A 25,087-nucleotide genomic window follows, 5' to 3' on the forward strand; every position below is an offset into this window, starting at 1 on the left:
AAGTTTGATTTGACTCAATACGATTACGACGCGGTCTTGGGGGGTATCTCACGGGGTGGATAAAGCCACCTCGCGCCTGTGCGTTTGACGGCTTCGGCGCACAGCAAATATGCCCCGACCATAGCCATCATGGCCGCGACCACCATGGACGGTAACGGCACGAGTTGCGCCAATATGCCGAGCGGGGTCAGGGCAATGACGAGCGCACAGCCCAGCGCGCCCAGCGACGTCAGCGCTAGCATTTCATGCGGATGGCTTTTGAGTGGGGAAAGCACAGTCCGGATGATAAAAATCACCAGGATCTGGCTGGCGATCGATTCCACAAACCAAGCCGTCCGAAAGGCCGAGACGTCGAGCGCAAAGACAAGCCGCAGCAGGGCGAAGGTCGCGATGTCGAACAGAGAGGATAGTGCGCCCATGACAAGTGTAAAGCGCAGGATAGATCGCATGTCCCAGGCATGGGGCTTGTCGACATCAGCCTTGTCGGCGCGATCGAACGGGATGCCGGTTTCGGACAAATCGTACAGAAGATTGTTGAGCAGAATCTGGAGAGGCGTCAGCGGCAGAAATGGCAACAGCAGCGAAGCAAACGCCATCGACAACATGTTGCCGAAATTGGAGCTGGTTGCCATCCGGATATACTTCATGATGTTGGCGTATGTCCGACGGCCCTCCTTGATGCCGGCGCTGAGAACGCCGAGATCGGGCGCGAGCAGGATGATATCGGCAGCCGCACGGGCGACGTCGGTTCCTGTGTCAACTGAGATGCCGACATCCGCCGCATGGATCGCAGGCGCGTCATTGATCCCGTCGCCCAGAAATCCGACGGTGTGGCCACATCGTCGAAGGGTACGAACAATCCGCATTTTCTGATCCGGAGAGGTCCGCACGAATGCGTCGATATCCGCCACGCATGCCTCGAGTGCCGTCGCGCTCATCTGTTCAATTTCGTCGCCCGATATGATCTGCGGCGACTTCCAGCCGAATACCCCCAGCAAATGACGCACCACCGGCTTTGCATCGCCGGAGATGATCTTCACGTTGACACCTGCTTCCGATAATTCACGGATGGCATCCTTGGCTGAAGCCTTTGGGGGATCGAGAAACGAGGCAAAGCCTGCGAGAATGAGGTCGCATTCGTCGTGTATGTCGATCGTGGTACGGTCGCTTGGCATCGCCCGGCATGCGACCGCCAGGAGGCGATAGCCTTGTGCGCCGCGATCTTCCACCAGAGCCCTCAGCTTGTTGCTTATCGACGCGTCCAGCGGGCGGATTGAGCCGTCTGCGTGCTGTACTTTCGAGCACAACAGGATGAGGCTTTCGGGAGTCCCTTTGGTCACGATCGTCGGGGTGCCTGCGCGAGTGAAAAGAACCGAGGAGCGCCGCCGCTCGAAGTCAAAGGGCGCGGCGTCGAGATAGCCGTCCACTGCGGCGGGCGTTGCCGTTTTAAGAACGGCGTCGTCCATTTCATTGTGAGCGTAGCGCGAGAGTTTGCAGTTCAAATAGAGAAGAGCCTCGACATCGGCGCTTTTTTGTCCATCGCAATCGAAGCTGCCGTCATACGCAATGCTCGCTTCCGTAAGTGTTCCAGTCTTGTCGGTGCAGAGGATATCCATGGCCCCGAGGTCGTGAATGGCCGACAGTTTCTTCACGATGACCTTGCGTTGGGCCATGTAAACGGCGCCCTTCGACAAAGTGACGGTCACGATCATGGGAAGCAGTTCGGGTGTCAGCCCGACCGCCAGCGCGACCGCAAAGAGAAAACTATCGAGCGAAAAGCGGTGGCTGCTCACTTGGACAAGAACGACGAAGAGAACCAGAAATCCGGTAAGCCGCAGAATGAGAACGCCGAGAGAGTGAATGCCTGTCTCGAACGCAGTCGGCGCCTCCTGATCCTGCAGTGACGAGGATATTTTGCCGAAGCGCGTTTGTGTGCCGGTGCGGATCACGAGCATTTCGGCTGTGCCATTGACGAGGCACGTGCCGCTGAACAACGCGTTGAATGCATCGGCTGGCAGCACGCCGGAGCTTGGTCCCGGGCGCTTTTCGACCGCATAAGGTTCGCCGGTCAGAATGGCTTCATTGGTACGGGCGTCATGAGAGGTCAGGACAACGCCATCCGCCGGGACGAGTCCGCCTGCCTTGAGTTGAATGATGTCTCCTGGCACGATATCGCGAACGAGAACCGTCTGATACAGGCCGTCGCGGCGCACCTGTGCGGTGACGGCCACGGATTTTCGCAGCGCTTCGACAGCGGCTTCCGCGCGTTGAACCTGAAACAGATCCAGAGCGATGGAGGAGGTGAGAATGACGACAATGATCACGCAGCTTTCCCGGTCGCCCATGACGCCGGTGATCAAAGCGGCCAGCAGGAGAATAGCGGTGAGCGGTTCAATCAGCCGCCGCCCAATCTTGATGAGAAGGCTTCGCCGCAGAGATGTGACCGGTTCGTTCGGGCCATAGAGCGCCAACCTTGCGGTGGCCTCCTGGCTGGAGAGACCGCGGGTGTCGGACGAAACTCCGGATGCAAGATCGAGGTTGGTTGCAGTCCAGAAGCAATCGTCCGCCGCGATGGTATTGGAACTCATGCAGGTCCCTGTGTCTTGGGCCTCCCGCGGGTGGTGTGCGGGCTCCCGGAATGTATGCCGAGTTCGGCCCTGACGTTGTCTGCACACCTTGCAAGTTTTTGATATTCGGCTGCCACCTGGATCAGGTGGGCCTTGAACTGGGGATCTTCAACGGACTTCGCTTTGTCCAAGGTCAGCTTGGCCCTGCGACGCCAGTGGTTGGCGTTATAGGCTTCCCGCGGTGTCAGAACATGATGATCGACATATGGCATGTCGTTTTCCTCTCTCGACGAATCCATGCGTTGAGATGAGTCAAGCCGGCAGTGGCGGAAGACGTAGCCAGCCCGGTCGAAGCCGGGCTGGCTACGTATTTGGTCAGGCAATCCTGAGATTATCTTCAACCTGGCTCACGCCAGCGGCGGCCCAGGCGGCTTGTTCGGCGATATTTCTTTCGTGCCATGCGTGAATCTTGCCGTTAAGGGTGACCTTGTTGCCGGTGACTCCGACAATGATGTTGCTGGATTCCATCTGTGCGTTGCGCTTCAACGCCTCCTCGATGCGGCGCTTGACGTCGGGGGCGCTGACCTTGGGGCGAACTTCAATGAGGTTGGTGACACCCAGGACGCCTCCGAGCCGGCGTACGGCGGCCTCTGCATTGTTTCTTTGGAACGCCCAATCGGCGTGGCCCTTGAGGGTGACCCACCCGTTCTGGACCATGACCTGGATATGTTCGTCGGGAATTGTCGTATCCCAGGCGATAATATCGAGCGCGCGTTTTGCGATTTGGTCGTCCGCGGTTTTTTTCTCATCGGGATAGCGGACCTCGATGTCCTGGGCGATTCCGTGGACACCTTTGACACGCTGAGCGGCATGCCCCGCGGCAACGCGTTCGGCATAGCTGTTGACATATCCCGTCAGGGTGACGATTCCGTCCTTGACGGCAACTCCGATATGGCTCGCCTCCACCCGCGGGTCGAAGTCGAGTTCATTGAGAATATCTTGGCGCAGTTGGATATCGTTCATGGCTAGAACTCCCTCACGATGCTGGAGCCTGATTAAAGCCTGCCGCAGGGCGCCCCGTTTGATTCACCTCAAGGTCCGTTAAGCTGTATTTTAGGGAAGGGCGAGATTTTGGAACTCAAGCTAGCCGGTAAAGGCGGCGGCCGGATCTTTTCGCTTTCTTCAGGATCGGCTGGATACGACATATTCTGAGGCCGATCACGAAACCAAGCGAGAGAGCTTCTTTATCGTCCTTCAATTCGCGGGAAAGCTTCGATGCAAGCTCCATCTGAGTTGCGATGTCATTCAATTTCCCAAGCTTGTCCTGCAATGAATCCAGCTCCTCCATAAAGCTCAGCTTTATTCCCTTTATTGCTTTCGTCGTGATGAGGTGTTCAAAAAATCCATATGTGTAACGTATCTTCTTCACTGCAATGCGAAGCTTGTGGCGTCTCGCAGGAGTGAGCTTGTCGATTCCGCGCGCCGCATTGGAAATTTTCCACGCACGCTCTCGTAGCTCATGTTGGGCAAAATGTTTCAGAAGCTTTTCGCGGGCAAAGGTGGTGCGGCTGTCTCTGTCGTGCAACCAAGGACCATCCAGCAGCCACAAGGCCAATTCGGCGATAAATGCTCGAAAGCCATCGCTACCGACGACCCTTTTGGATGAATTTAGGAAAAGATCGTATCTAGCTCTGATGTCAGCCTTCAAAACCTCAAATTCGAGGCCGGATGTGTGCGCATGTTTAAAGGCGTCTGTCAGAAAAACATGATATTCTCGTGCCGGCTCAAGCTGGTTCGCCAGCCATTTGACTTTATCTGTGATTGCTATGATGTCGCGCCCGCGCAGCATCTTCTTGAAAATCGATAGCGCCACGCGTAGCCGCCGCAAACCGATGCGCATTTGATGGATGCCTTCACTGTCTCCCCGGAGCACAGCTTCCCGATTGCGGGCGACATGGCAGAGGCATTCGATCCCGATGGATATGAACGCTTCCGCTGTCGTCATGTTCGGATCGAGCACGATGATTCCAGCTTCCGACGGATTCCCGCCGCTTCTTGCGACGGAGCCTCGTCCATGTCTGGTCGATAGTTGTTGTTTCGTTTGTCTTACCATGCGCTGCATCCGCATCGGCCTGACCGTAGCAAAGTATTGATTGGTGATTCTCGAACTAATCTAAAAGCATGAAATGTCGTTTCGTTTGATCTAGCTCATGTGGTTCCCCCAGCCAGTGCGCATTCTGGAATAGATGGGATATCTAAGTACGGGGAGGATCATGAATGACAAGCTCATGGGCGGGATTGGGATTGTGGTCGCTCAGAGGTCTCGAAAGGATACGCCGTAAGGATTTCACGAGGGAGTATTCAATCGTGCGAACGGAAGGTCCGATATCTTGACCGATCATGTTTCGGCAACGCTTTGTGATCTTGCCGCAGGTAGCTGGGATTGCGGCTTGAGGATGCTCACTGAAGCTACAAAGAGCGAAGACTTGGTGCGCGACCTATTCGCGTCGAAGTCGGCGTCGGATGTTTTCGTAGCGTGGTGCAATTATTCTGCTGGGCAGGTCGCTAAAGGACTCGATCAGGCGCGAATCGTCCAGGATCTCTATTGGAATGCCGGCGTAGCCCTGGGACGAGCTGGCGGCATATTACCTCCGCTGACTGCAGGCGTGAGCACTGGTGGCAAATGCGACGCAACCTCCCCTGAACAGGAGGTAATGTTGCTTCATGTTATCGAGTAAGATGGACAGCCAGCGTGGTGCGGGGCGCTCTCGGCCACCTTGCGGCCAAAGGATCGGCCGGTAAAGGCGGCAGATATCACCTCTGCATCCGCTCAGCGCCAATAACTTGTAGGTGCAACTGTGCCAATCAGGAAGCGTTTTCCTGAAGCTCGATTTACGCGGCTCTCGGCCAAATAAAGGGGAGGGCTTCCTCGTTGGTCTGCTGTCCGGCCTGAGCCGACGCCATTGATGAAACCGCAGTATGAACGAGTTGTTGGTATGCGATCTGGTCGTCGAGAATGCGCGATGCTGCTCCTGCGGCCCATTCCTGATAGCACGCGATCATCTCGGCGGCGTTTTTTGACTCGCAAGCACGCAGGGAGGCCTCGAGCGCGGCTCGTGTGCCGACATGGCGCCGATCGAACCAGCCGGCCGAAAATCTCTGCATGCTATCGAGGACCTTCGACTGGCTTTCCCAGAATTTGCTGGCGAAGTCTCTCGTCGATCCGTTGTGGAAGTTCCAGATGGCGAACATTTCCATAGGAGTTTTGGCACTGCACATGACGCAAGTCTCCGGTTGAGGTTTTTAGCGTAGTGAATTGAACGCGCCCTGTCTTGAGGCGGATCAATGCCGTTAGTCCAGATACCGAGTTCCTAATGCTCGCGGACGTAGGAGCCGGGTGCATCTTCCAAAACCGGATATCCCATTTCCGGAGCACCTAATGGTGGAGGCGAAAGCGCGGCGCCTGAATGGTCTTTGAGCCAGTCAACCCATGCCGGCCACCATGAGCCGTCCTGTTTCGCCGCCCGTATCGCCCATTCATCCGGCGATAGATAATCGCTTTTTGACGGACGGTTCATCATACGAAAATGGCGGCCAGGATGACCCGGTTCGCTGACGATTCCTGCGTTATGCCCGCCAGACGTCAGAACGAAGGTGATATCGCCGCTATTCAGAAGATGAATTTTGTAGACCGAGCGCCAGGGTGCAACGTGGTCGGTCTCCGTGCTGACGCTGAAGATCGGCGCATGAATGTCCTGCAGCGCGATGCTCTCGCCGCCCGCAATGTAGCGGCCTTCTGCCAGATCGTTATGAAGAAACATCTGATGGAGATATTCCGAATGCATCCTATAGGGCATGCGTGTTGCGTCCGCATTCCACGCCATCAGATCGCTTGGTTGCTCCCGCTCACCTAGCAGATAGGATTTGACGACCCGTGACCAGATCAGGTCATTCGATCTGAGGAGCTGGAATGCCCCTGCCATCTGTGTGCTGTCGAGATAGCCTTGACGCCACATCACATCGTCGAGCAGCGCCAATCCACTCTCGTCCGTGAAAAGCTGGAGCTCGCCAGGTTCGCTGAAATCGGTTTGTGCGGCGAGCAGCGTCACCGTGGCTAACTGGTCGTTGCGATCCCGCGCCATGGTGGCTGCCGCGATGGCGAGAATCGTGCCTCCCAGACAATAGCCGCAGGCATGCACTTTGGCATTTCCGCAAATCGCCTGAATGACATCGAGCGCCACCATGACGCCGTGGCGACGGTAGTCGTCGAACGAGACGTCGCGCATTCCGGCATTCGGATTCCGCCAGGATATGCAGAACACAGTGAAGCCTTGTGAAACGAGATAGCGGATCAGCGAGTTCTCGGGGGAAAGATCGAGAATATAATATTTCATGATCCATGCGGGCACGATCAGCACCGGCTCCGGATGGACGGTCACGGTGGCCGGTTCGTATTGAATCAGTTCGATCAACTCGTTTCGGAATACAACCTTGCCGGGGGTGATCGCCACATTCTCGCCGACAACGAAATGACCCGCGCCCTGCTTTCCGCCGGTTGCGGCGCCGAGGAGGTCCTCGGCGCAATTGTAGAATCCCTTCACGAAGTTGAAGCCGCCTTGTCGAACTGTCGCTCTTAGAACCTCTGGATTAAGCCACGCGTAATTGGAGGGCGAATACATGTCGAGGATCTGCCGCGCGGCAAAGGAGATGACATTGCCGTGCGATTTCGCGACGCCGGCGGGTCCCGTGGTTGCCTCGCGCCACCACTCCTCGATGAGCAGGAAACTCTGCGAGATCACATTGAACGGATAATCATCCCATGCCGGGTCATTGAAGCGCCAGTCCTGGGGTAAGGGGTGGATCCATTTTTCCGACTTGGTGAGCTGTTCGAACAATTCGAAGGCGCGGCAGGCCAGTTGAATCTGGCGTCCAGGCGAGTTCGCGAGATGCCATGCAAAATCCAGATAGGCAAGCGCGAGAGAGATTGTGGAGAGGGAGCCTGTCAATCGCGCTTCGGCAGCGTGAACAACACGATCGATCGAAAGCGGCTGTGATGCCGGAGTCGCCTCAACCGGAGCAGTCGGAATTTTGATCGCGCTCGTCAATGGAGCAGCTTTCGAGGCAAAAGGATCAACCATTATTCTTCCCATCATATTATTTATTTTAGGTCGTACGCCGTCCCATCTGGTTGATATCGATCAAGCCCCGTTAAGTGACGTGGGAAACCTTGCTGATTGCGGGAGCCTCTTGACCTCGGTCAATATCGTATGTGCGACATATGAGAGCGTCTTGGATCACGTATATCTTTTCCTCCCGGAGAGAGAACCATGATTAAGGACATCATCTTGAATCTTGAGACGGAAAAGTCGCGGGACAGTGTCTGCGGCTATGCCATTTCAGTTGCGGAAGCCTTTGACGCTCATCTGGCGGGGGTAGCCTTCGCGGGTAGGGGGGTCGTTCCCAGTTATTTCATGCCAGGCGTTCCACCTTATGTTCTCGATGACGTGATGAGAGATTCAAATCAGCAAGCAGCTGCTGCCTTGGAGCGCTTTGAGGCTGCAGCCAAACGCAGCGCCCTTTCGGTCGAATGTAGACTCGATACCGAAAACGGCTTCTCGCCAGCCCAGAGTTTCTCAACGATGGCGCGTCGTTTCGATCTGAGCATCATCATGCAATCCGACGACACCAATGGTCCAGAGAATGATCTGCTGATTGAAGCGGCGCTATTCGACTCGGGGCGTCCAATGATCGTTGTCCCTTATATTCAAAAGGGAGGGCTGAAAGTAGAACGGATTGTCTGTTGCTGGGATGGAAGCAGTGCTGCGGCGCGTGCCATCAACGACTCGCTGCCAATCCTGAGGAGGGCGGCATTGGTTGAATTGTTCATCGTCACGAACGAAAAGACCAAGGGCGGCAACGAATTTCGCGGTGCCGATATGGCCAATCATCTCGCCCGGCACGATGTCAAAGTGGAGATGACGGCGCTGCCCGGTGCGGACAGCGACGTCGCAAACGTCATTCTCTCGCATGTTGCCGACTGCGGCGGAGACATGCTTGTAATGGGTGGCTACGGGCATTCGCGATTGCATGAGTTCATCTTGGGTGGTGCTACGCGCGGAATCCTGGCGACGATGACTGTCCCCGTATTCATTTCGCATTAGCGCGAATGGAAGTGAGAACGGCGAGAGAGTTGAGTCGCGCGTTTGCATTTCGATTAAGATGGCTGTGCTTTATCAATCTATCGTGAGATGATGCAGAAGGACTGTTTTCACGCCGTCGAGCGTGAATGCGAAGATGGCAGAAACTCCGAATAATCCGGCGATGATCGGAACAGGCAAGGGCGCCATCAACGTTCCGGTCACGGCAAGCGATGGCACCAGCGTAAGATCAATAATTGAACAGGCAGCGACGATCTTGCTCGGCCGCGATGACCAGAGGTGACGCCGCTCTCTGACCACATAGTAAATGGCCTGACCACTCACGACCAGATTGACGAGCGTCAATGTCTGCATCGTCTCAATTGGAAGATGCAGCTTCGCATGTCCGATCCACAGGATGAGGACGCAGAAGAGCAGATCGAATGCTCCCATCATGATTCCCATCAGCGTCAGATCGCCGATCTTCCATATATTCGGTCTAGGCGAAGGAATGACGTTGTCCGTGGTCGATGACATCGCCAGAAAGTCGCCGGTGATCATCGAAATCACCACGAGCATCGGTGTGAGAATGGCGTGGCCTGTCATGAAAAGTCCGATTCCGAGATACGGCACCTGCCGAACCTTGTGCAGGATCGAGCGCAACGTGTAGGTGAGAATGCGCTGGAACGCGATGCGCCCTTGGGTGACGGCGTTGACGATTCCGGACAATCCCGGTTCTGTCAGGACAATCCCGGCAGCCGATTTGGCAACGTCGGTCGAGGTGGATACAGCGATGCCAAACTGCGCTTGCCGCAATGCTGGCGCATCATTCGCGCCGTCGCCGCACATTCCGACGATATGGCCAGCCGATTGAAATGCTTTAACGAGTATGAACTTGTCTTCCGGGAGACAGCCAGCAAAAACTGCGAAGTCCTCTGGCTCGATCCGATCCGGTATCGTTCTTCCAGCGAAGACTTTTCCTTCGAGTCCGACGGCCCGTGCAACTGTTGCAGCGGTTTCGGGTGCGTCGCCTGTCACTATCACGACATGGATGCCCATCTGCTGCAGAGTTCTGACGCACTCCCGAGCGTCAGGTCGCGGCGGGTCGCTCAACGCCAGCAACCCCGCAAGACGCATTTTCCCGGGAGGCCCTTCGGCGACGCCAAGGACTCGCAGACCTTGGTTTTCCAACTTGGAGGCTTCGCTAGTGGCGAGCAGTGTGCAACGGCTGGCTTTTGCCACGTAGGAAAAAGCGCCCTTGATGATCGTCCTTTGCGATCCCGACGAGTCCAGCACCATGGCTTGCGCCATCTTGGTGTTGGGATCGAACGGAGTGAATCGCTCGAGCCTCAAACCGGCCGGCGCTGGGCGGGCAGACTCGCGCACGGCGGCATCGATGGGGTCCAATCCGCCGTCGGAGCTGGCGAGCCGCGCCAATCCGAGAACGCTGTTTTCGTCGTATCCGTCGAACGGCACAACCTTTGCGATCGCAAGCTCGTTCTGAGTCAGAGTACCGGTCTTGTCGACACACAACACGTTCATGGTGGCTGCTTCATCGACGGCGGAAAGCCGTGTCGGTAGTACGCCCGTTCTCGCAAGTTTCTGGGCACTGTTCGCCGCAGCAAGCGTGAAGGTGGCGGGCAGGGCGACCGGTACAGAAGCCAGCACTGCAATTAAACCCAGCGGCAAGATCTCCTCGACCGGGAGTTTGAGGAAAATCGAATATCCGATCAGGGCAACCGCAAATATGCCATTGGCTATTGCGAGATAAAGGACGACCCGAAAGATGGCCTGCTGTTGGGAGCTCGCATTGTGAGCCGTGCGCACGAGTTCGGCGGTTTTTCCGAATTTTGTGGCATGACCAGTCGCAGTGACCTCGGCGACGGCTTCGCCACGGCGGATCAGGGCGCCAGCGTAAGTCTCACGGCCGGGCCCCGCTTCGACGGGAAGGGATTCTCCGGTAAGCATCGATTGATCGAGCAGTACGGAGCCGGATTTCAAGCGGACATCGGCTGCAACGACGCTTCCCAGGGAAAGTTTGATGATATCTCCGGGTACGAGCTTCTCTGCAGGCAGGATCGTCCATGCTCCGTCGCGAAGGGCCGTCGTTTTTAGGGCCAGGCGTTTTCTCAGGGCTTCCAGCGTCGCTCGGGCGCGGCTCTCCTGAAAGAAGCCGAGCGTTGCGTTGAAGATCAGCAATACGGCGATCAGGGAGGCTTCGATGTACTCGCCGAGAATGATCTGAAGGATGATCGCGCCTTCCAACAGGCAGGGAATGGGCGCAAGAAACTTGGCCCACAACAGGCGCCAAGTGCTCTCCTCGACATCAATCGCGGAGTTGGGCCCAAAGGTCTGGAGGCGGCGGTTTGCCTCTTGTGTCGACAGGCCAATATCCTTTTGGGGAGAGCTGATTACCGCCGGATTGCCTGCCATAGCGCCATCATTCGCTGGTATCGATCAATCGGCCTTTCTAGCAGCCGCCTGCATTGGCTTTTTGCTATAGGTCAAACAACAGATTGCGGAGCTAAGACGACGCGGAACCGATGGCAGATCGGAAGCGGATGAGCACGAGCCATACAAACAGAACGCCGATGCCGCTGATTGCCAGGAACTCCGGCCAGACGATGTCGAATCCTGCACCCCGATAGAGAATCGCCTGAGCAAGAGCAACGAAATGCGTCGAGGGAGATGCCTGCATCATGGTCGCAAGCCAAGGCGGCATGCTCTCCAGTGGAGTCGCGCTGCCTGACAGAATATTCATCGGCGTCGCCACAAGCATGAAGAGCAGGCCAAGCTGCGGCATGGACCGGGCCACGGTGCCGAGAAACAGGCCGAGCGCTGTAGCGAAGAACAGATACAGGATGGTGCCGAACAAAAATAACGGAATGGAACCGGCAATCGGAATCTGCAGAAGCAGCCGAATCACGAGATAGATCGCAAGCGCAACGGCGACAGCAATCACAAGTCCGTTCGCCCAAATCTTCGACATCGCGATTTCGAAAGGAGTGATGGGCATGACCATGAGGTGGTCCATGGTGCCGTGTTCACGCTCCCTGACGAGGGCTGCGCCGGCGAGGATAATCGCCAGTATGTTGACGCTGCCAATGATGCTCATCACGCCGGTGAACCAGGAGGTCGTTACGTTGGGGTTGAAGGCGATCCTGATTGCCAGATTGACAGGTGATAGCGGCGTGCCTTCGCGGCGTGACAAAAATTGTGCGATCTCGGTACTGATGATCTGCTGAGCATACCCGGAGCCAAGGCCCGCCTGGACCATGGCGGTAGCGTCGACATTGATTTGAAGCGCCGGTTGACGGCCCGCAAGAACGTCCCGCTGAAAGTTCGGTGGAATATCGATGATGAAGGTATACCGGCCCGCATTCATCAGGGGTTCGATGTCGGCTTCATCGATCAGGACCGGTGGTTTGAAATACGGCATGAGAAACGCGTGCGTAATCCGTCGCGATAACTCGGAATGGTCTTCATCTACCACGCCTATCGATGCGTGATACAGCTCTTGCGAACTGCTTTGTGCCTGACTGATGACGGCCAGTGAAAATGAATAGATTACGAAGGCAAGCAACACCCAGTCGCTGAAGAAGCTCCTCAATTCTTTGGTGCCGAGCCAGAATATGTTGGAGAGACTGCGCATCGGTTTTCATCGTTCTTGTTTCGGAAGCAGCCAGAGGCTGAGTATCGTCAGCGCCGGAATGAACAGTATCAAAAGCAGGATGCTGGAGGTGAGATCGGAAAACCCCAGTCCCTTGGTAAAGGTCCCGACGCTGATCGGTCGATAGTAGGTCATAGGAAAAATCAAGCCGATCAGTTGTGCCGTCCCCGACAGAGAAGATACCGGCGTCATCATGCCGGAGAATTGCTGGGCTGGAAGGATTGTCAGGATTGCCGTTCCGAACAGCGCTGCTATCTGGCTGCTGCAAAATGTCGAGATCAACATTCCGTAGCCGGTGGTAGTGAAGACATAGATGATCGTGCCAATAAGCAGGGCCAGGAAGCTGCCTTTCAGGGGTACACGGAAAAGCAACACGGCTATTGCGAACATGACTGTAAAGTTAATCATCGCGACTGCGACGTAAGGCAGCTGCTTGCCGACCAGAAACTCCAGCCGGGTCACCGGCGTGACATAGAGATTGGTAATGGAGCCGAGCTCTTTCTCACGCACCACGGCAAGGGCCATCAGGATTGCCGGAAATAGCGCCAGCATCATCGCAATGGTCGACGGCACCATTGCATAGATGCTGTCGAAATCCTGATTGTACTTGAATCTTACTTCGATGTCGGCGGAGAACGGATTCGATGGTTGCGTCGTCTTGATAGCCGGATCGCTCAGATAAAGTTGGTGCATACCCTGGAGATAGCCACGGATGGTTTCTGCCCGGAAAGGCATGGCTCCGTCGATCCACGCGGAGACCCAGGCCGGTCGGCTCCGCTTGATGTCTGATCCGAAATTCGGCGGAATTTCGATGCTGACATCGATGCTTCCGTTCTTCAAACGCCGGTCGAGGTCTGCATAGTCCTTCAGCGGGGCCTTCTCAACGAAGTAGCTCGATCCCCTGACTTCTTCGAGATAAGCACGGCTTTCGGGAGTCTGATCGCGATCGAGAACGGCAAATGTCAGGTTGTTGACGTCGGTGGATATCCCGAGGCCGAAAACGACCATCAGCAGAGTGGTGCCAAACAACGCGAACATGAGTCGGATGGGATCGCGGAGGAGTTCGAGGCTCTCTCGAATGGTGCAGGCGACCAATCTCTGAAAGCTCTGAAAAATGGCAGGACGGTCTTGGTAATTTGTTCCGTCTGACGCAACGCTGGTAGTTCGTGATGCGTCGGATGTGATTGTCGAGATGCCGAGAGATTTCGTCTGCTCGCTTGGCTCTTCTTGCTCGAGAAAGCTGATGAAGGCATCTTCAAGATTGTTGCCGTTCTTGGCCCGGATCAAGTCGGCAGGCGTGTCGGTGGCGAGCACCCGCCCTTCGTGCATCAGCGATACTCGATCACAACGCTCGGCCTCGTTCATGAAGTGCGTCGATACGAGGATGGTAATGCCTTCGTTTTTCGACAGGTGAATCAGCAAGTTCCAGAACTGATCGCGGGCCACCGGATCAACGCCGGAGGTCGGCTCATCCAATATGAGAAGATCTGGCTTGTGAACAATGGCAACGGCAAGTGAAAGCCTTTGTCTGATTCCAAGCGGTAGTGTGGAGGCAAGGCTGTCAAGGTAGCCGGTGAGATTGCATTTCTCAATCAGCTCGGCAATCCGCTCTTCCGCAAACTTTTCCGGAAGGTGGAAGAGCTTGGCGTGCAAAGTGAGATTTTGCCGAACCGTCAACTCGCTATAAAGCGAAAAAGATTGCGACATGTAACCGACGCGGCGACGAGACTCGATGGTATCGGCTGCCAGCGGCTTTCCAAAGACAAGAGCTTCGCCTTCGGTGGGTGGCAGAAGTCCCGTCAGCATCTTCATGGTGGTTGTTTTGCCGGATCCGTTCGAGCCGACAAAGCCGAAGATTTCACCTTGTCGGATCGTGAAGTTGACTCCATTGACGGCGGTGAAATTGCCGAAGCGGCATGTCAAATTCTTTGCAACAATGACTGGCTCTGTCGGAGTGAGGAGCGGCTGAGCATTCTCCGCACTCTGCTTTTCAGCGCGAGCCGGCTCCCGCCGCGGCAGCAATGTGACGAAGGCGTCCTCGACCGATCCTGTATGCGTCTGCTGTTTCAGGTCGGACGGCGTGCCTGCAGCGAGGCTTCGTCCTTCGTTCATGGCAATCAACCAGTCGAAATGTTCTGCCTCTTCCATGTAGGCGGTTGCAACGACCACGCTCATCTCCGGCCGACGTGCATGCAGCCTGCCGATGAGATCCCAGAACTGCCGGCGCGACAGCGGATCGACACCGGTGGTGGGTTCGTCGAGGATCAGAAGATCAGGATCGTGAATGAGCGAGCAGCACAGGCCGAGCTTCTGCCGCATTCCCCCTGAAAGTTTGCTGGCGGGTCGATCGACGAAAGGCCTCAGTCCGGTGCTTTCCAGGAGCTCTTTGATTCTCCATTCGCGTTCCCGATGGGACTGGCCAAACAACCTGGCAAAGAACTCGATGTTTTCACGAACGCTGAGGTCAGGATACAGGTTCTTTCCGAGTCCCTGCGGCATGTATGCGATTTTGGGGCAGATCTGAGTACGTGCCGAGGAGTTTGAGATATCGACGCCGAGGACCGTGACGCAGCCCTGCTGGATTTTGCGCGCGCCGGCCATGATCGCGAGTAGCGACGATTTTCCGACGCCGTCGGGGCCGATCAGTCCAGTGAGCCGGCTCATGGGAATGTCGACCGATATGTCGTCCAAAGCGGTCACGGAGCCGTAGTTGTGAGAGAGACCCCGAACGACCGCCACTGGACCATTACAGCCACTCATGGAGCGCTCTTAAGTTTTGCGGGCCAACCGACTGAATAGTCCCAGCGCACATAGGCCTCGCCTGGCAGGCCGCTTCTGATGGAATCGCTGTGTGCAAGCAAACGGTCCTGATCAATCCGCACCCGGATTCGAAACATCAGCTTATCGCGCTCGCTTTTTGTCTCCACTGTCTTCGGTGTGAACTGGGATAGATTCGCGACGAACGAGACTTTCGCGGGAATTGGATGATCGGGATAGGCGTCAAGAACGATACGGGCATCGTCGCCGACCTTGACCTTGCCCGCTTCCGCGGTGGGTAGATAGATGTCCATGTAGACATATGAGAAGTCGAGCATGGTGAAGACCTTGCCCCCAGCGGGAAGGACTTCGCCAATATTGGCAAGCCGGTATTGGATTCTCCCTCTCTTGGGCGCGATGAGGGCATTGTCAGCGATCTGGACTCTATAGAAGGCGGCATCGTGCTCTGCTGCGCTGAGCGCATGCTCTGTCTGAAGAACCCTGGCCTTCGCGGCAGTCAGGCCGGCATTGGCGGCGTCAAGCTGTTGTTGCCGTTGGTCCATCAATTCTTTTGTTGCCCAGCCACTCTTCAACAAGGTGCGGGTTCGCTCGATCTCTTGTTCTGAGAGCCTCTGCTGAGTCTGTTGCTGGACAAGATTTGCTTGCGCTTCGTCGATCGCCTTCTGCGCTTGGCGCGCCGTTGCTTCGGATTTCGAAAGGGATTGCTGGATATCCTGGGTATCCATTTTGGCCACGACCTGTCCGGGAGACACCAGATCGCCAATGTCCGCTCCCAACTCAGCGATTCTGCCTGCGTATTTTGTGGCGATATCAATTTCGTCTGCTTCGATGCGGCCGTTTCCGTAACTGATCCCAATCGGGAGAGATGGGTGCAATCGCTCCCACCAGTAGTATCCTGCTCCGCCAGATAGGGCACCGAGCAGCAGTAAGGCTGCTGGCAGCCATCGATGCCTGACTGTTCGGTTGTCTCGTGATTGAGGCACGGGAAGGTGCTCCCTGCCGGGGGGAACGATCCCGTTCTCAGATGAGGTTTTGTACGTTTGTGTTTCTTGTGAGGGGGAGTTTTCTTGACCCGTGACCATGCTTCAGCTCCGCACCGAAACTCAGTCGCACTTTCTTATCTGCAGTGCTTGATCTGGCTCAAGTGAAGAAGGAACAGGGGCACTTCCTGGTCCGATTTCTGCAAGCTACGAGCCACAAAACACAAACTGTTTTATGCTTCAGTCATCCTGCAGGCGTTCGGTTGCTGGAGAACCAGGCGACGCCTTGGAAAAAGAAGAGGAGCGGGATGGGGCTGCCATTGACGGGATAGTGATAGAAGTGCTGCACAGGGCTGGAACGCATCCTTTCGGGCGCGCCATTCAAATCAGCAGGTCAAAGCCAGCTTGTAGCTTATGTGGCGATAGCGGGTTCGCTATCGCCAGTCTGCGCCATTCACATCGCCTCGCAGGCTTCCGCCCGTTAGGCGGCGCGTACGGTCTCCAGGAAACGATCGACTTCCAGCTTGAGGCGATTGCTTTCGCCGGACAGGGATTGCGCCGACGAAAGCACCTGCGAGGATGCCGAACTCGTTTCATTGGCGCCCTTGTTCACTTCGCTGATGTTGCCGGCAACTTCGCTGGTTGACTTGGCCGCGCCCTGAACACTGCGGACAATCTCTTGAATGGCGCTGCCCTGCTGTCCGACCGAATCGGCGATCACCGAAGCGATTTCCGAAATGCGGCCGATGGTGGCGCTGATCTGCTTGATCGCGCCAACCGATTCCTGCGTCGCCACCTGCATGCCGGCGATCTGGGAGCTGATCTCGTTGGTCGCCTTGCTGGTCTGGGTCGCCAGCGACTTGACCTCCTGCGCGACGACGGCAAACCCCTTGCCGGATTCGCCGGCGCGCGCGGCCTCGATGGTCGCATTCAGCGCCAGCAGGTTGGTCTGCTCCGCGATGGAGGTGATGAGATTGATGACGTCGCCGATCCGTGTCGCCGCCTTGGACAATTCGTTGATGCGGCCATCGGTCATTTCAGCCTGATGCACCGCGTCGGAGGCGATACGGTTGGACTCCTGCACCTGACGATTGATCTCGGCGATCGAAGCGGTCATCTCCTCGGTGGCGGCGGCGACAGAATCGACATTCCGGGACGCGTCGCCCGACGCGGTTTCTACCATCGCGGACAGTTGCTGAGTCTCCGCTGCGGTTGAGGTCAGTGTCCTCGCCGACGCCTCGAGCTCGGTGGAAGCGGACGACACCGTTTGCACGATTTCGCCGACCGCGGCATGGAATTCGTCGGCGAGTTGCGACATCTCGCTCCGGCGCTGGGCCGAGGCGCGCTTCTCGCCTTCGATCCGCTCGGCACGCAAGCGGTTGGATTCCGCCATGTTGTCCTTGAACACCTGAAGCGCTTCGCCCATCGCGGCGATTTCATCCGACCCCTTGGTGGCCACGTCCACCGCGAGGTCTCCGGCGGCAATCGCCTTCATGTTCGTCTGCAATCCGACGAGGCGACGCACCACGCCACGGCCGACATAGAACCAGCCGATCAGCAGCGCCGCGAGCAGGCTCGCAAGGGCGATCGTGATCAACACGACCCGGCCCCGGCCGATTTCGGCCTGGGAAGCCTGCACCGCGCCTGCGGCGGCGACTTCGCTCCGCTGGCCGAGCCCGGCCACTTCCTTTGCAAATTCGGTTGCGAGCACGCGGTTCTGAGCCACCACGTCCACGCCGGCCTTGGTGGCCGCGATTTCCTTCTGCTTCAGATCGAAGATATTGTTCGAGCCGCGACCGATAGCGACCAACTGGCCGACAAGCTTGGTCGTTTCCGGGTTTTTGAGGATCGCCGCCGCCTTGTTGATGTGATTGGCGGCTGCATTGAAGCGATCCTTCACCGGCGGCAGCAGGTCGGCGGATGTGAGATCGGCGGCCTCGACGAGGACACCGAGCATCAGGTTGGATTCGGCACGCAGCGCCAGCACCGCCTGAAGTTCGCCGAGTTCATTATCGGCCAGCCCCATCAAGGTTGTATGTACGGTGGCAGGGTCGGGCTCGTCAGCGGCCTTTTCCAGCGCCATCGTGAGCGCGAAGCCAACATCGTCCGCAATCGGGATCAGTTTTTCAGCAAGCTTCTGGTGTGTCTTGCGCAATTCGCCGATCAGGGCATGACGGGCTTCGGCGATCGATTGGCGCTCGGTGACGGATTTCTCCAGCCGCGTCAGGTTTTCGAGAATGCGCCCGGCAGTGCCGTTGAGCTTGGCGGCATCATCCGCGCTCAACAGGCCGATGCTGTGTTTCATTTCTTCGCGCGCAGCCGCAAGCGCCTTGAGGGCATCGCTGCGCTCGGCGTTGTTCGCTGCGGCAAGCAGGCTGGGGGCGGCCGCGCCGACATCGCCTGCAGCCTTGATGACGCTGGAGGATCGCGTCAATTCGGGGAGGCTCTGCTCGGCGATCACGCCGAGAGAATTGCCGAGGCTGACATAGGAGAATATCGCGTTCAGGCTTGCGATCACGGTCAATGCCGCGACCAATCCGAACGCCATGAACAGGCGGCCCCGCAAACCAAAATGCAATTTCGACAGTACGGCCTTCATCGTATCCCCCGAAGCTCGTGCCTTATCCATTGTTGCCGTCTTCACTGAAGCCTTCGCCGTCACATTCCGGCTTTTTGCAAGCGGTTGACCGCCTGCAGGCTGCCGTCGGCCTGAATCACCGTCAGGAAGACCTGATCGGAGCCGCGATTGCTTGTGGTGCTGTAGGATAGCTTCATGCCGCCGACATCGATCGGGCTGGCTTTCTGGACCGCCTCGATCAATCCCTTGCGCGTCGGCGCACCATCGATCTTCTCAAGCCCGGCGATCAATGTGCGGCCGACCAGATAACCTTCCAGCGATACGAAGCCCGGTTTGGCATCCGGCGCCACGGATTTGAGGGCTGCCTGATAGTGGCCAACCACGGGAATCTTATTGTCCAGCGGGAATGGCACGACCTGCGTCACGACCACGCCCGCGCCATTCGAGCCAAGCTCCTTGGCGAGAGCGTCGGAGCCGACGAAGGAGACGTTGACGAAGGTCGGGTCGAACTTGATCTCGCGCGCCAACTTGATGAATGCCGCCGCTGGCTTGTAGGAGCTGATCATCACCACGGCTTCGGGCTTGGCCTTCCGCACCGCAAGCAGCGCGGTCTTGATCGCGACCGTGTTGCGTTCGTACGTCCCCTCACCGGTGAGCTTCATGCCGCGCTTTTCCAGCGCGCGCTGCAGCCCGGCGAGGCCCGCCTGCCCATAGCCGTCATCCTGATACATGATGCCGATGCGGGTGTAGCCGAGATCCTTGGTGAGATGCTCGACCATCGCCTCGGTCTCCTGGTAGTAGGAGGCGCGGACGTTCATCACCAATGGCTTATAAGGCTCGCGGAGAAATTCGACGCCGGAGAATGCGCCGATCATCGGGACACCGGCATTGGTCGCGATCGGCAGGATCGCGGCGGCGGTCGGCGTGCCGACCGTGCCGATAATCGCGAAGACCTTGTCTTCTTCCAGCAGCTTCTTGACGACCCCGATCGAGCGCGTCGGCTCATAGCCATCGTCGACGCTCTTGAGTTCGAGCTTCCGGCCCTTGATGCCGCCGGCCTTGTTGGCCTCGGCGAATGCCGCTTCGAGGCCCAGCTTCATGCCCTGCCCCAGGGCTGCCGCCGGGCCGGTCAACGCTGCCGCCTGACCAAGCACGATCTTGTCCGCCGAGACGCCATCCTCGGCGTGGGCAGCGGGCAGGGCGGCCATAAAGCCAGCCAACGCAATCGAAGCCATTCTGAACGACGGGCGCATGGAAATATCCTTAGATTTCAATCGTGATGGTTGATCCGGCAAGGTCGACGAAAACTGTCCGACGTCCCGCCATCGCGAAGACTCAGTCCCGATTGCATACAATCCAGCAAAAGCATCTATTTTGAATTAATCGTCAGGGCCGATGGCACCGATGTATTTTCTTGATCTATGCCTTGACGCTATGCTGCCCCCATTCAGGTTTGCGCCTCGCCAGTGCGATGCTGGCGGCTGGCGCACGATGCAGTCTTCGTGATGATATAAGATGCGACCATCACCGCACGCGGATGTGCGCGTTCAATGACAGGAGATTTTTCATGCGCAGGTTGCTGACGGTTCTCGCCGCGCTCGCGACACTTAGTCTGACCAATTGCGGATACAATGCGATCCAGCAAAACGACGAGCAGGTGAAGTCCGCCTGGTCGGAGGTGGTGAACCAGTATCAGCGCCGCGCGGACCTCGTGCCCAACCTCGTCAATTCGGTGAAGGGTTTTGCGCAGCAGGAAAAGGATGTGCTGCTCGGCGTCACCAATGCGCGCGCCAAGGTCGGCAGCGTGCAGGCGGGTCCCGATGTCGTCAACGATCCGGCGGCGTTGCAGAAATTCCAGGCAGCGCAGGGTGAACTGTCGAGCGCGCTGTCGCGCCTGCTGGTCGTCACCGAAAACTATCCGCAGCTCAAGTCCGACCAGTTGTTTCGCGACCTGATGGCTCAACTGGAAGGCACCGAGAACCGCATCACGGTCGCGCGCAACCGCTACATCAAGGCGGTGCAGGACTATAACGTCAACATCCGCACCTTCCCGAATAACCTCACCGCGATGGTGTTCGGCTACAAGACCAAGGCGAACTTCACCGTCGATAATGAGAAAGATATATCGATTGCGCCGAAGGTCGATTTCAATGCACCCGCACCCGCTCCGGCGCCTGCCAAGTAGCGGGGTGGCCGGCGAGGCGCATCGATGAAGATCGCGAGGCAGCTCGTTCTTGCGTTCCTGCTGTGCTGGGCGGCGGTCGCCGTGGCGGATGTCGCGGTGCCGCAGCTCACCGCGCGCGTCACCGACCAGACCGGAACGCTGAGCGCCGCCGACATCTCGAATCTCGACCAGAAACTGGCCGCGTTCGAGGCCCGCAAGGGCAGCCAGATCGCGGTGCTGATCGTGCCGACCACGCAGCCCGAAGACATCGCGCAATATTCCATCCGCGTCGTCGAGCAGTGGAAGCTGGGGCGCAAGGGTGTCGATGACGGCGTGCTGCTGCTGGTCGCCAAGGATGATCGCCGCCTACGCATCGAGGTTGGTTATGGCCTCGAAGGCGCGCTGCCCGACGTCACCGCCAATCGCATCATCAACGAAATCATCACGCCGAAATTCAGGCAGGGTGATTTCGCCGGTGGCATCGATGCCGGGGTTGATCGGATCATCAAGGTGATCGATGGCGAGCCGCTGCCCGCGCCTGCTCCGCGCAGCAACGTCAGTCAGGGCAATTGGGACGAGATTGGCCAGGCTTTTCCGGTCCTTCTGATTCTCACCATCGTGATCGGCGGAATTTTGCGTCAGGCCTTTGGCCGGTTTCCGGGCTCGTTGCTGACGGGTGGCGGCGTCGCCATCGTGGCCTGGTGGTTCGTCGGGTTCTGGGCGGTCTCGCTGATCGTCGGCATGATCGCGTTCTTCTTCACATTGATCGGCGATGCCATTCCCTTCTCCGGCGGTGGCGGCGGCTATGGCGGTGGCCGTGGCGGATCGAGCTGGGGTGGCGGATCGGGCGGTGGCGGCTTCAGCGGAGGCGGCGGCAGTTTCGGTGGCGGCGGCGCATCGGGAAACTGGTAGCGGGAACGGCGATGGCGGTGAACATCAGGCGATTGAGCAAGCATCTTCTCAGCAATCGCGCGCGCGTGCGCAAGGCGTTCTCGCCACAGGGATTGAAGCGCATTGAGGATGCGATCAAGGCCAGCGAGGCGCGGCATGCCGGCCAGATACGTTTCGTCGTCGAAGGCGCGCTCGACGGGCGACCGCTGCTGGCCGGACAATCGGCGCGGGAGCGCGCGCTCGACCTGTTTGCGCACCTGCGCATCTGGGACACCGAAAATAATTCCGGCGTGCTAATCTATCTGCTGCTGGCGGATCGCGATGTCGAGATTGTCGCCGATCGCGGCATCGACGCGAAGGTTGGCGCGGAGCGTTGGCGCGAGGTTTGCGCGATCATGGAGAGTGCGTTCCGGCAGGGCCATTTCGAACAAGGCGTGTTGTCCGGGATCGAGCGGATCACGGCTGAGCTCGCGGCGCATTTTCCGGCGTATGATACGCATCGCAATGAATTGCCGGACCCGCCAGTGGTTCTTTGATGCATCAGTGCAGGGGAAATTTCCACACGCGGCGATAAGATTGTCGCGGTGGCTTGGCGTCTCGCTTTTGCTCGATTAGTTTTCGGAGCGTTGGTTGGTGTCGAGGGTCGTCATGTCACGCAGTTCATCATTTCGGGGCGCGCTTCTGGCGATGCTTGCAATGTCGCCGGTTCCAGGCTTTGCGATGGAACTGACCCCGCCGCAGGCCGATCTTTATTCCTCGGTGTCGATCAATCCGCCGTCCATGAGCGAGATGACGGTGTGCTACGGCTTCGTCTGCCGCCGCCGCATGACCCTGGTGTTCTCCGACGCGGATCGCAGGACGCTGACGCAGATCCTGTCGGCAGGGAAGGCAAATGCGGCTGCCGAACGTGGGGCGCTCCAGAAGGCCGTCATCTGGTTCGACCGCCGCGTGGGACCGGTGATCGGCACCAGCAAGCGGGTCGCCAAGGCCGATATCCGCGCCGGATCGGACGCCACCAATTTTGATTGTTTCGACACCACCCGCGATACCACCAGCCTGTTGCTGGTACTGCAGGAGTGGGGCCTTCTGAAATTCCATACCGTCGGCAATCCGCGCTATCGGGGCAATCCGTTCGCGCTGCAGACGCCGCACAACACGGCGGTCGTGGTCGACAAGGCGACCGGCGTTGAATGGGTGGTCGATCTGTGGCCGAAGAAATACGCGGAGGCTCCCGACGTCATGCCGGTCGAGCGCTGGCTGAAGGAAGACTGAGCGTCGTCCGACGCCGTGGTTCCTTATGGTTAACCTTCCGTTAGCGAATTGCATCGCATCTTTTGCGGAAGGAGAGAGCAATGTCTTCCAGCCGTAATTCCTTGGACAATGATTCCTGCCCCGTCGGGGACGAACTGCTCGGTAGCCTCTATCGCGCGAGCGAACACGGCCTGGCCCAGTTGGTCGAGACGGTGTCGGGCGATGTGCGGGCGATGCTGGCGCTGTTCTGCTACCGCCGGGCCCATCTGCATTCGATGAGCCTTGCGATCGCGGCGACATGCAGCGAGCAGGATTTGAAAGAGCAGGGCGGCACCGTCGGTGCGACCTTGTTTGCGATGTCGCGCGAGGCGCCGTCGGGACAGGTTGCTTCCGCTTCAAGCAGCCGCCGTGCCATCACGCTGTCGACCAAGCCGCTTCGGGCCATCCCCGAAATGGCCGACGACGATATCGAGCCGCTCAGCGCCTGATCGATATCAGGCCGCTCGATCCGGGCGCAGGACGCGCCGGGACTGCGCTTGCCGCGAGAGGCAAGCGCTAATCGGTCGACGCCTTAATCGACCAGTATGATCCGGATGTCGTTGACGTTGGTGAGCGTCGGCCCGGTCAGCACGAGATCGCCGGTCTTCTCGAAAAACGTCGTGGCGTCGTTATTGTCGAGATAGGCGATCGGGTCGAGCTTCAGCTCCCGCATTTTCGCAAATGTCGTCTCGTCGGCCATCGCACCGGCAGGATCGGTCGGCGAGCCGCCCCCGCCATCGGCGCCGTCGGTATCGGCGGCGAGAATGGAAATACCCTTGGTGTCGGCCAGTGCCGCTGTTGCGGCCAGAACGTATTCCTGGTTCGGGCCGCCGCGCCCGTTGCCGCGCACGATCACGGTCAGTTCGCCGCCCGACATGATGGCGATGCGCTTGCCCTTGGCGCGGGCATCCAGAGCGAGCTTGGCGTGCTCGGCGGCAACCTTGCGGGCCTCGCCTTCGAGGTCTGCGCCAAGGTCGAGGATTTCATATCCGGCCTGGGCGGCGACCCGCAGCGCGGCGTCGAGTGAATCGCGTGGTCTGGCGACGATGTCGAAGCGCGCGCGCTCGAAGGCCTTGTCGCCGGGCTTGACGCTTTCGTTGCGCGGATCGGCCAGCGCCGCGCGCACCGCGTCGTCCACTTGCAGTTTGTACCGCTCGACGATGGCGCGTGCGTCCTGCAGCGTGGAAGGATCGGGGACGGTCGGGCCGGATGCGATCACCGCCGGGTCGTCATGCGGCACGTCCGAGATGGCGAGCGTCACCAGTTGGGCGGGGTAGGCAGCGCGGGCGAGCCGTCCGCCCTTGATGCGCGACAGATGCTTGCGCACCGTGTTCATTTCGGAGATCGGTGCGCCGGAGCGCAGCAGGCTTTTGTTGACCTGCTGCTTTTGCGCGTAAGGGATGCCTTCGACGGGCGCGATCCAGTTGGCGGAGCCGCCGCCCGAGATCAGGGCCAGAACGAGGTCGTCCGGACCGGCTTCCGCAGCGAGCGCCAGGGCTTTCTCGGCGCCGCGCACGCTGGCCTCGTCGGGGACGGGATGGCCTGCTTCGATGACTTCGATCCGGCGGGTCGGCACGGCATGGCCGTGCCGGGTGGTCGCGACGCCCGAGATTCGGTCCGCACTCAGACCGGCATCGTCCATGTAATGACGCTCGGCGGCGGCAGCCATCGCGGCTGCGGCCTTGCCGGCAGCAAGGATGAAAACCCGTCCCGGCGGCGGGCCGGGCAGGTGCCGGCGCAGCATCTTATCGGGGTGGGCCGCGCTCACGGCAGCGTCGAAAATGGCGCGAAGCAGGGTACGTTTGTCGGTCATTAGGTACCTTATGCATGGATTCGGTACCGCGTGAAACAGGACACTGCTGCCGACGCCATACCAAACGGACTGCGCCGGAATAAGGAAAAGTGCGGCGGATTACAACCTTTGGACTATGACGGAACCCGGCGTGGCTAACACCGGGTAGCCGGTCATGGTTTTTGGCTGGTGAAGCGTGCAACATCGTCACGCGCGTGAATCGGCGCCTGTCTGACAAGG

The 25,087-nt window shown here is 58.4% G+C and carries 20 protein-coding genes; 7 read left to right on the forward strand and 13 right to left on the reverse strand.

The genetic code is table 11. The annotated features are described in order from the left end of the window. Positions 1-23: 23 nt before the first annotated feature. The 4 genes from mgtA to AC1RNA_RS05925 form a co-directional block, all read right to left on the reverse strand. On the reverse strand, positions 24-2,588 hold the full coding sequence (mgtA, locus tag AC1RNA_RS05910; RefSeq protein ID WP_492950456.1) for a magnesium-translocating P-type ATPase: 2,565 nt from the start codon (positions 2,586-2,588) through the stop codon (positions 24-26). Continuing rightward, positions 2,585-2,839 (reverse strand): hypothetical protein, encoded by a 255-nt coding sequence (locus tag AC1RNA_RS05915; protein WP_492950457.1) that lies wholly within the window; start codon positions 2,837-2,839, stop codon positions 2,585-2,587. Before AC1RNA_RS05915 ends, mgtA begins: the two co-directional genes overlap by 4 nt. A gap of 103 nt (positions 2,840-2,942) precedes the next feature. Next, the gene (locus AC1RNA_RS05920) at positions 2,943-3,590 is read right to left on the reverse strand and encodes a BON domain-containing protein (RefSeq protein ID WP_492950458.1); all 648 of its coding nucleotides are present in this window, start codon (positions 3,588-3,590) and stop codon (positions 2,943-2,945) included. A gap of 115 nt (positions 3,591-3,705) precedes the next feature. Further along, positions 3,706-4,680 (reverse strand): CHAD domain-containing protein, encoded by a 975-nt coding sequence (locus AC1RNA_RS05925; protein WP_492950459.1) that lies wholly within the window; start codon positions 4,678-4,680, stop codon positions 3,706-3,708. Between the two features lie 277 nt (positions 4,681-4,957). On the opposite strand from AC1RNA_RS05925, the gene AC1RNA_RS05930 reads away from it, so the two are divergent. Next, positions 4,958-5,305, forward strand: coding sequence for a hypothetical protein (locus AC1RNA_RS05930; protein ID WP_156186797.1), 348 nt, complete (start codon positions 4,958-4,960; stop codon positions 5,303-5,305). 154 nt (positions 5,306-5,459) lie between these two features. Here the strand turns inward: AC1RNA_RS05930 and AC1RNA_RS05935 are convergent, their stop codons facing one another. Both AC1RNA_RS05935 and AC1RNA_RS05940 read right to left on the reverse strand, forming a co-directional pair. Further along, the gene (locus AC1RNA_RS05935; protein ID WP_492950460.1) at positions 5,460-5,846 is read right to left on the reverse strand and encodes a hypothetical protein; all 387 of its coding nucleotides are present in this window, start codon (positions 5,844-5,846) and stop codon (positions 5,460-5,462) included. A 92-nt stretch (positions 5,847-5,938) separates the two neighbouring features. Further along, entirely contained in the window at positions 5,939-7,705 is a 1,767-nt protein-coding gene (locus AC1RNA_RS05940; protein WP_492950461.1) for a PHA/PHB synthase family protein, read from the reverse strand. A 189-nt stretch (positions 7,706-7,894) separates the two neighbouring features. Between AC1RNA_RS05940 and AC1RNA_RS05945 the strand changes: the two genes are divergently transcribed. Then, a complete protein-coding gene (locus AC1RNA_RS05945; RefSeq protein WP_492950462.1) occupies positions 7,895-8,728 on the forward strand; it encodes a universal stress protein in 834 nt (277 codons plus the stop codon). Positions 8,729-8,800: 72 nt separating this feature from the next. Here the strand turns inward: AC1RNA_RS05945 and AC1RNA_RS05950 are convergent, their stop codons facing one another. From AC1RNA_RS05950 to AC1RNA_RS05975, 6 genes are all read right to left on the reverse strand, one after another. Further along, positions 8,801-11,137 carry an HAD-IC family P-type ATPase gene (locus AC1RNA_RS05950; RefSeq protein WP_492950463.1) on the reverse strand — a complete coding sequence of 779 codons (2,337 nt, stop codon included), beginning with the start codon at positions 11,135-11,137 and terminating at the stop codon, positions 8,801-8,803. Between the two features lie 91 nt (positions 11,138-11,228). Then, on the reverse strand, positions 11,229-12,356 hold the full coding sequence (locus AC1RNA_RS05955) for an ABC transporter permease (RefSeq protein WP_492950464.1): 1,128 nt from the start codon (positions 12,354-12,356) through the stop codon (positions 11,229-11,231). 6 nt (positions 12,357-12,362) lie between these two features. After that, positions 12,363-15,134 (reverse strand): ribosome-associated ATPase/putative transporter RbbA, encoded by a 2,772-nt coding sequence (rbbA, locus tag AC1RNA_RS05960; RefSeq protein ID WP_492950465.1) that lies wholly within the window; start codon positions 15,132-15,134, stop codon positions 12,363-12,365. Continuing rightward, entirely contained in the window at positions 15,131-16,234 is a 1,104-nt protein-coding gene (locus AC1RNA_RS05965; protein WP_492950466.1) for an HlyD family secretion protein, read from the reverse strand. Before AC1RNA_RS05965 ends, rbbA begins: the two co-directional genes overlap by 4 nt. Positions 16,235-16,613: 379 nt before the next feature. Then, the gene (locus AC1RNA_RS05970) at positions 16,614-18,731 is read right to left on the reverse strand and encodes a methyl-accepting chemotaxis protein (protein ID WP_009337639.1); all 2,118 of its coding nucleotides are present in this window, start codon (positions 18,729-18,731) and stop codon (positions 16,614-16,616) included. Positions 18,732-18,790: 59 nt separating this feature from the next. After that, on the reverse strand, positions 18,791-19,963 hold the full coding sequence (locus AC1RNA_RS05975) for an ABC transporter substrate-binding protein (protein ID WP_009337638.1): 1,173 nt from the start codon (positions 19,961-19,963) through the stop codon (positions 18,791-18,793). A 314-nt stretch (positions 19,964-20,277) separates the two neighbouring features. Here AC1RNA_RS05975 and AC1RNA_RS05980 point away from each other — a divergent pair, with 314 nt between their 5' ends. From AC1RNA_RS05980 to AC1RNA_RS06000, 5 genes are all read left to right on the forward strand, one after another. Next, complete coding sequence (locus AC1RNA_RS05980; RefSeq protein WP_492950467.1) at positions 20,278-20,895, forward strand: LemA family protein; 618 nt, start codon at positions 20,278-20,280, stop codon at positions 20,893-20,895. 24 nt (positions 20,896-20,919) lie between these two features. Further along, on the forward strand, positions 20,920-21,786 hold the full coding sequence (locus AC1RNA_RS05985) for a TPM domain-containing protein (RefSeq protein WP_492950468.1): 867 nt from the start codon (positions 20,920-20,922) through the stop codon (positions 21,784-21,786). Between the two features lie 11 nt (positions 21,787-21,797). After that, a complete protein-coding gene (locus AC1RNA_RS05990) occupies positions 21,798-22,301 on the forward strand; it encodes a TPM domain-containing protein (RefSeq protein ID WP_492950469.1) in 504 nt (167 codons plus the stop codon). Between the two features lie 112 nt (positions 22,302-22,413). Beyond that, the gene (locus AC1RNA_RS05995; RefSeq protein ID WP_009337634.1) at positions 22,414-23,037 is read left to right on the forward strand and encodes a hypothetical protein; all 624 of its coding nucleotides are present in this window, start codon (positions 22,414-22,416) and stop codon (positions 23,035-23,037) included. A gap of 80 nt (positions 23,038-23,117) precedes the next feature. Then, complete coding sequence (locus AC1RNA_RS06000; protein WP_492950470.1) at positions 23,118-23,504, forward strand: hypothetical protein; 387 nt, start codon at positions 23,118-23,120, stop codon at positions 23,502-23,504. 83 nt (positions 23,505-23,587) lie between these two features. Here AC1RNA_RS06000 and AC1RNA_RS06005 read toward each other — a convergent pair whose 3' ends face one another. Beyond that, the gene (locus AC1RNA_RS06005; RefSeq protein ID WP_492950471.1) at positions 23,588-24,868 is read right to left on the reverse strand and encodes a glycerate kinase type-2 family protein; all 1,281 of its coding nucleotides are present in this window, start codon (positions 24,866-24,868) and stop codon (positions 23,588-23,590) included. Positions 24,869-25,087: the final 219 nt, after the last annotated feature.

The organism is Afipia sp. GW821-FHT14H12 (assembly GCF_058803465.1).

What these genes read in the sequence shown, in the direction of transcription:
- mgtA (WP_492950456.1), bottom strand. Translation starts at nt 2,588, where the DNA reads ATGAGTTCCAATACCATCGCGGCGGACGATTGCTTCTGGACTGCAACC.
- AC1RNA_RS05915 (WP_492950457.1), bottom strand. Translation starts at nt 2,839, where the DNA reads ATGCCATATGTCGATCATCATGTTCTGACACCGCGGGAAGCCTATAAC.
- AC1RNA_RS05920 (WP_492950458.1), bottom strand. Translation starts at nt 3,590, where the DNA reads ATGAACGATATCCAACTGCGCCAAGATATTCTCAATGAACTCGACTTC.
- AC1RNA_RS05925 (WP_492950459.1), bottom strand. Translation starts at nt 4,680, where the DNA reads ATGGTAAGACAAACGAAACAACAACTATCGACCAGACATGGACGAGGC.
- AC1RNA_RS05935 (WP_492950460.1), bottom strand. Translation starts at nt 5,846, where the DNA reads ATGTGCAGTGCCAAAACTCCTATGGAAATGTTCGCCATCTGGAACTTC.
- AC1RNA_RS05940 (WP_492950461.1), bottom strand. Translation starts at nt 7,705, where the DNA reads ATGGTTGATCCTTTTGCCTCGAAAGCTGCTCCATTGACGAGCGCGATC.
- AC1RNA_RS05945 (WP_492950462.1), top strand. Translation starts at nt 7,895, where the DNA reads ATGATTAAGGACATCATCTTGAATCTTGAGACGGAAAAGTCGCGGGAC.
- AC1RNA_RS05950 (WP_492950463.1), bottom strand. Translation starts at nt 11,137, where the DNA reads ATGGCAGGCAATCCGGCGGTAATCAGCTCTCCCCAAAAGGATATTGGC.
- AC1RNA_RS05955 (WP_492950464.1), bottom strand. Translation starts at nt 12,356, where the DNA reads ATGCGCAGTCTCTCCAACATATTCTGGCTCGGCACCAAAGAATTGAGG.
- rbbA (WP_492950465.1), bottom strand. Translation starts at nt 15,134, where the DNA reads ATGAGTGGCTGTAATGGTCCAGTGGCGGTCGTTCGGGGTCTCTCTCAC.
- AC1RNA_RS05965 (WP_492950466.1), bottom strand. Translation starts at nt 16,234, where the DNA reads ATGGTCACGGGTCAAGAAAACTCCCCCTCACAAGAAACACAAACGTAC.
- AC1RNA_RS05970 (WP_009337639.1), bottom strand. Translation starts at nt 18,731, where the DNA reads ATGAAGGCCGTACTGTCGAAATTGCATTTTGGTTTGCGGGGCCGCCTG.
- AC1RNA_RS05975 (WP_009337638.1), bottom strand. Translation starts at nt 19,963, where the DNA reads ATGCGCCCGTCGTTCAGAATGGCTTCGATTGCGTTGGCTGGCTTTATG.
- AC1RNA_RS05980 (WP_492950467.1), top strand. Translation starts at nt 20,278, where the DNA reads ATGCGCAGGTTGCTGACGGTTCTCGCCGCGCTCGCGACACTTAGTCTG.
- AC1RNA_RS05985 (WP_492950468.1), top strand. Translation starts at nt 20,920, where the DNA reads ATGAAGATCGCGAGGCAGCTCGTTCTTGCGTTCCTGCTGTGCTGGGCG.
- AC1RNA_RS05990 (WP_492950469.1), top strand. Translation starts at nt 21,798, where the DNA reads ATGGCGGTGAACATCAGGCGATTGAGCAAGCATCTTCTCAGCAATCGC.
- AC1RNA_RS05995 (WP_009337634.1), top strand. Translation starts at nt 22,414, where the DNA reads ATGTCACGCAGTTCATCATTTCGGGGCGCGCTTCTGGCGATGCTTGCA.
- AC1RNA_RS06000 (WP_492950470.1), top strand. Translation starts at nt 23,118, where the DNA reads ATGTCTTCCAGCCGTAATTCCTTGGACAATGATTCCTGCCCCGTCGGG.
- AC1RNA_RS06005 (WP_492950471.1), bottom strand. Translation starts at nt 24,868, where the DNA reads ATGACCGACAAACGTACCCTGCTTCGCGCCATTTTCGACGCTGCCGTG.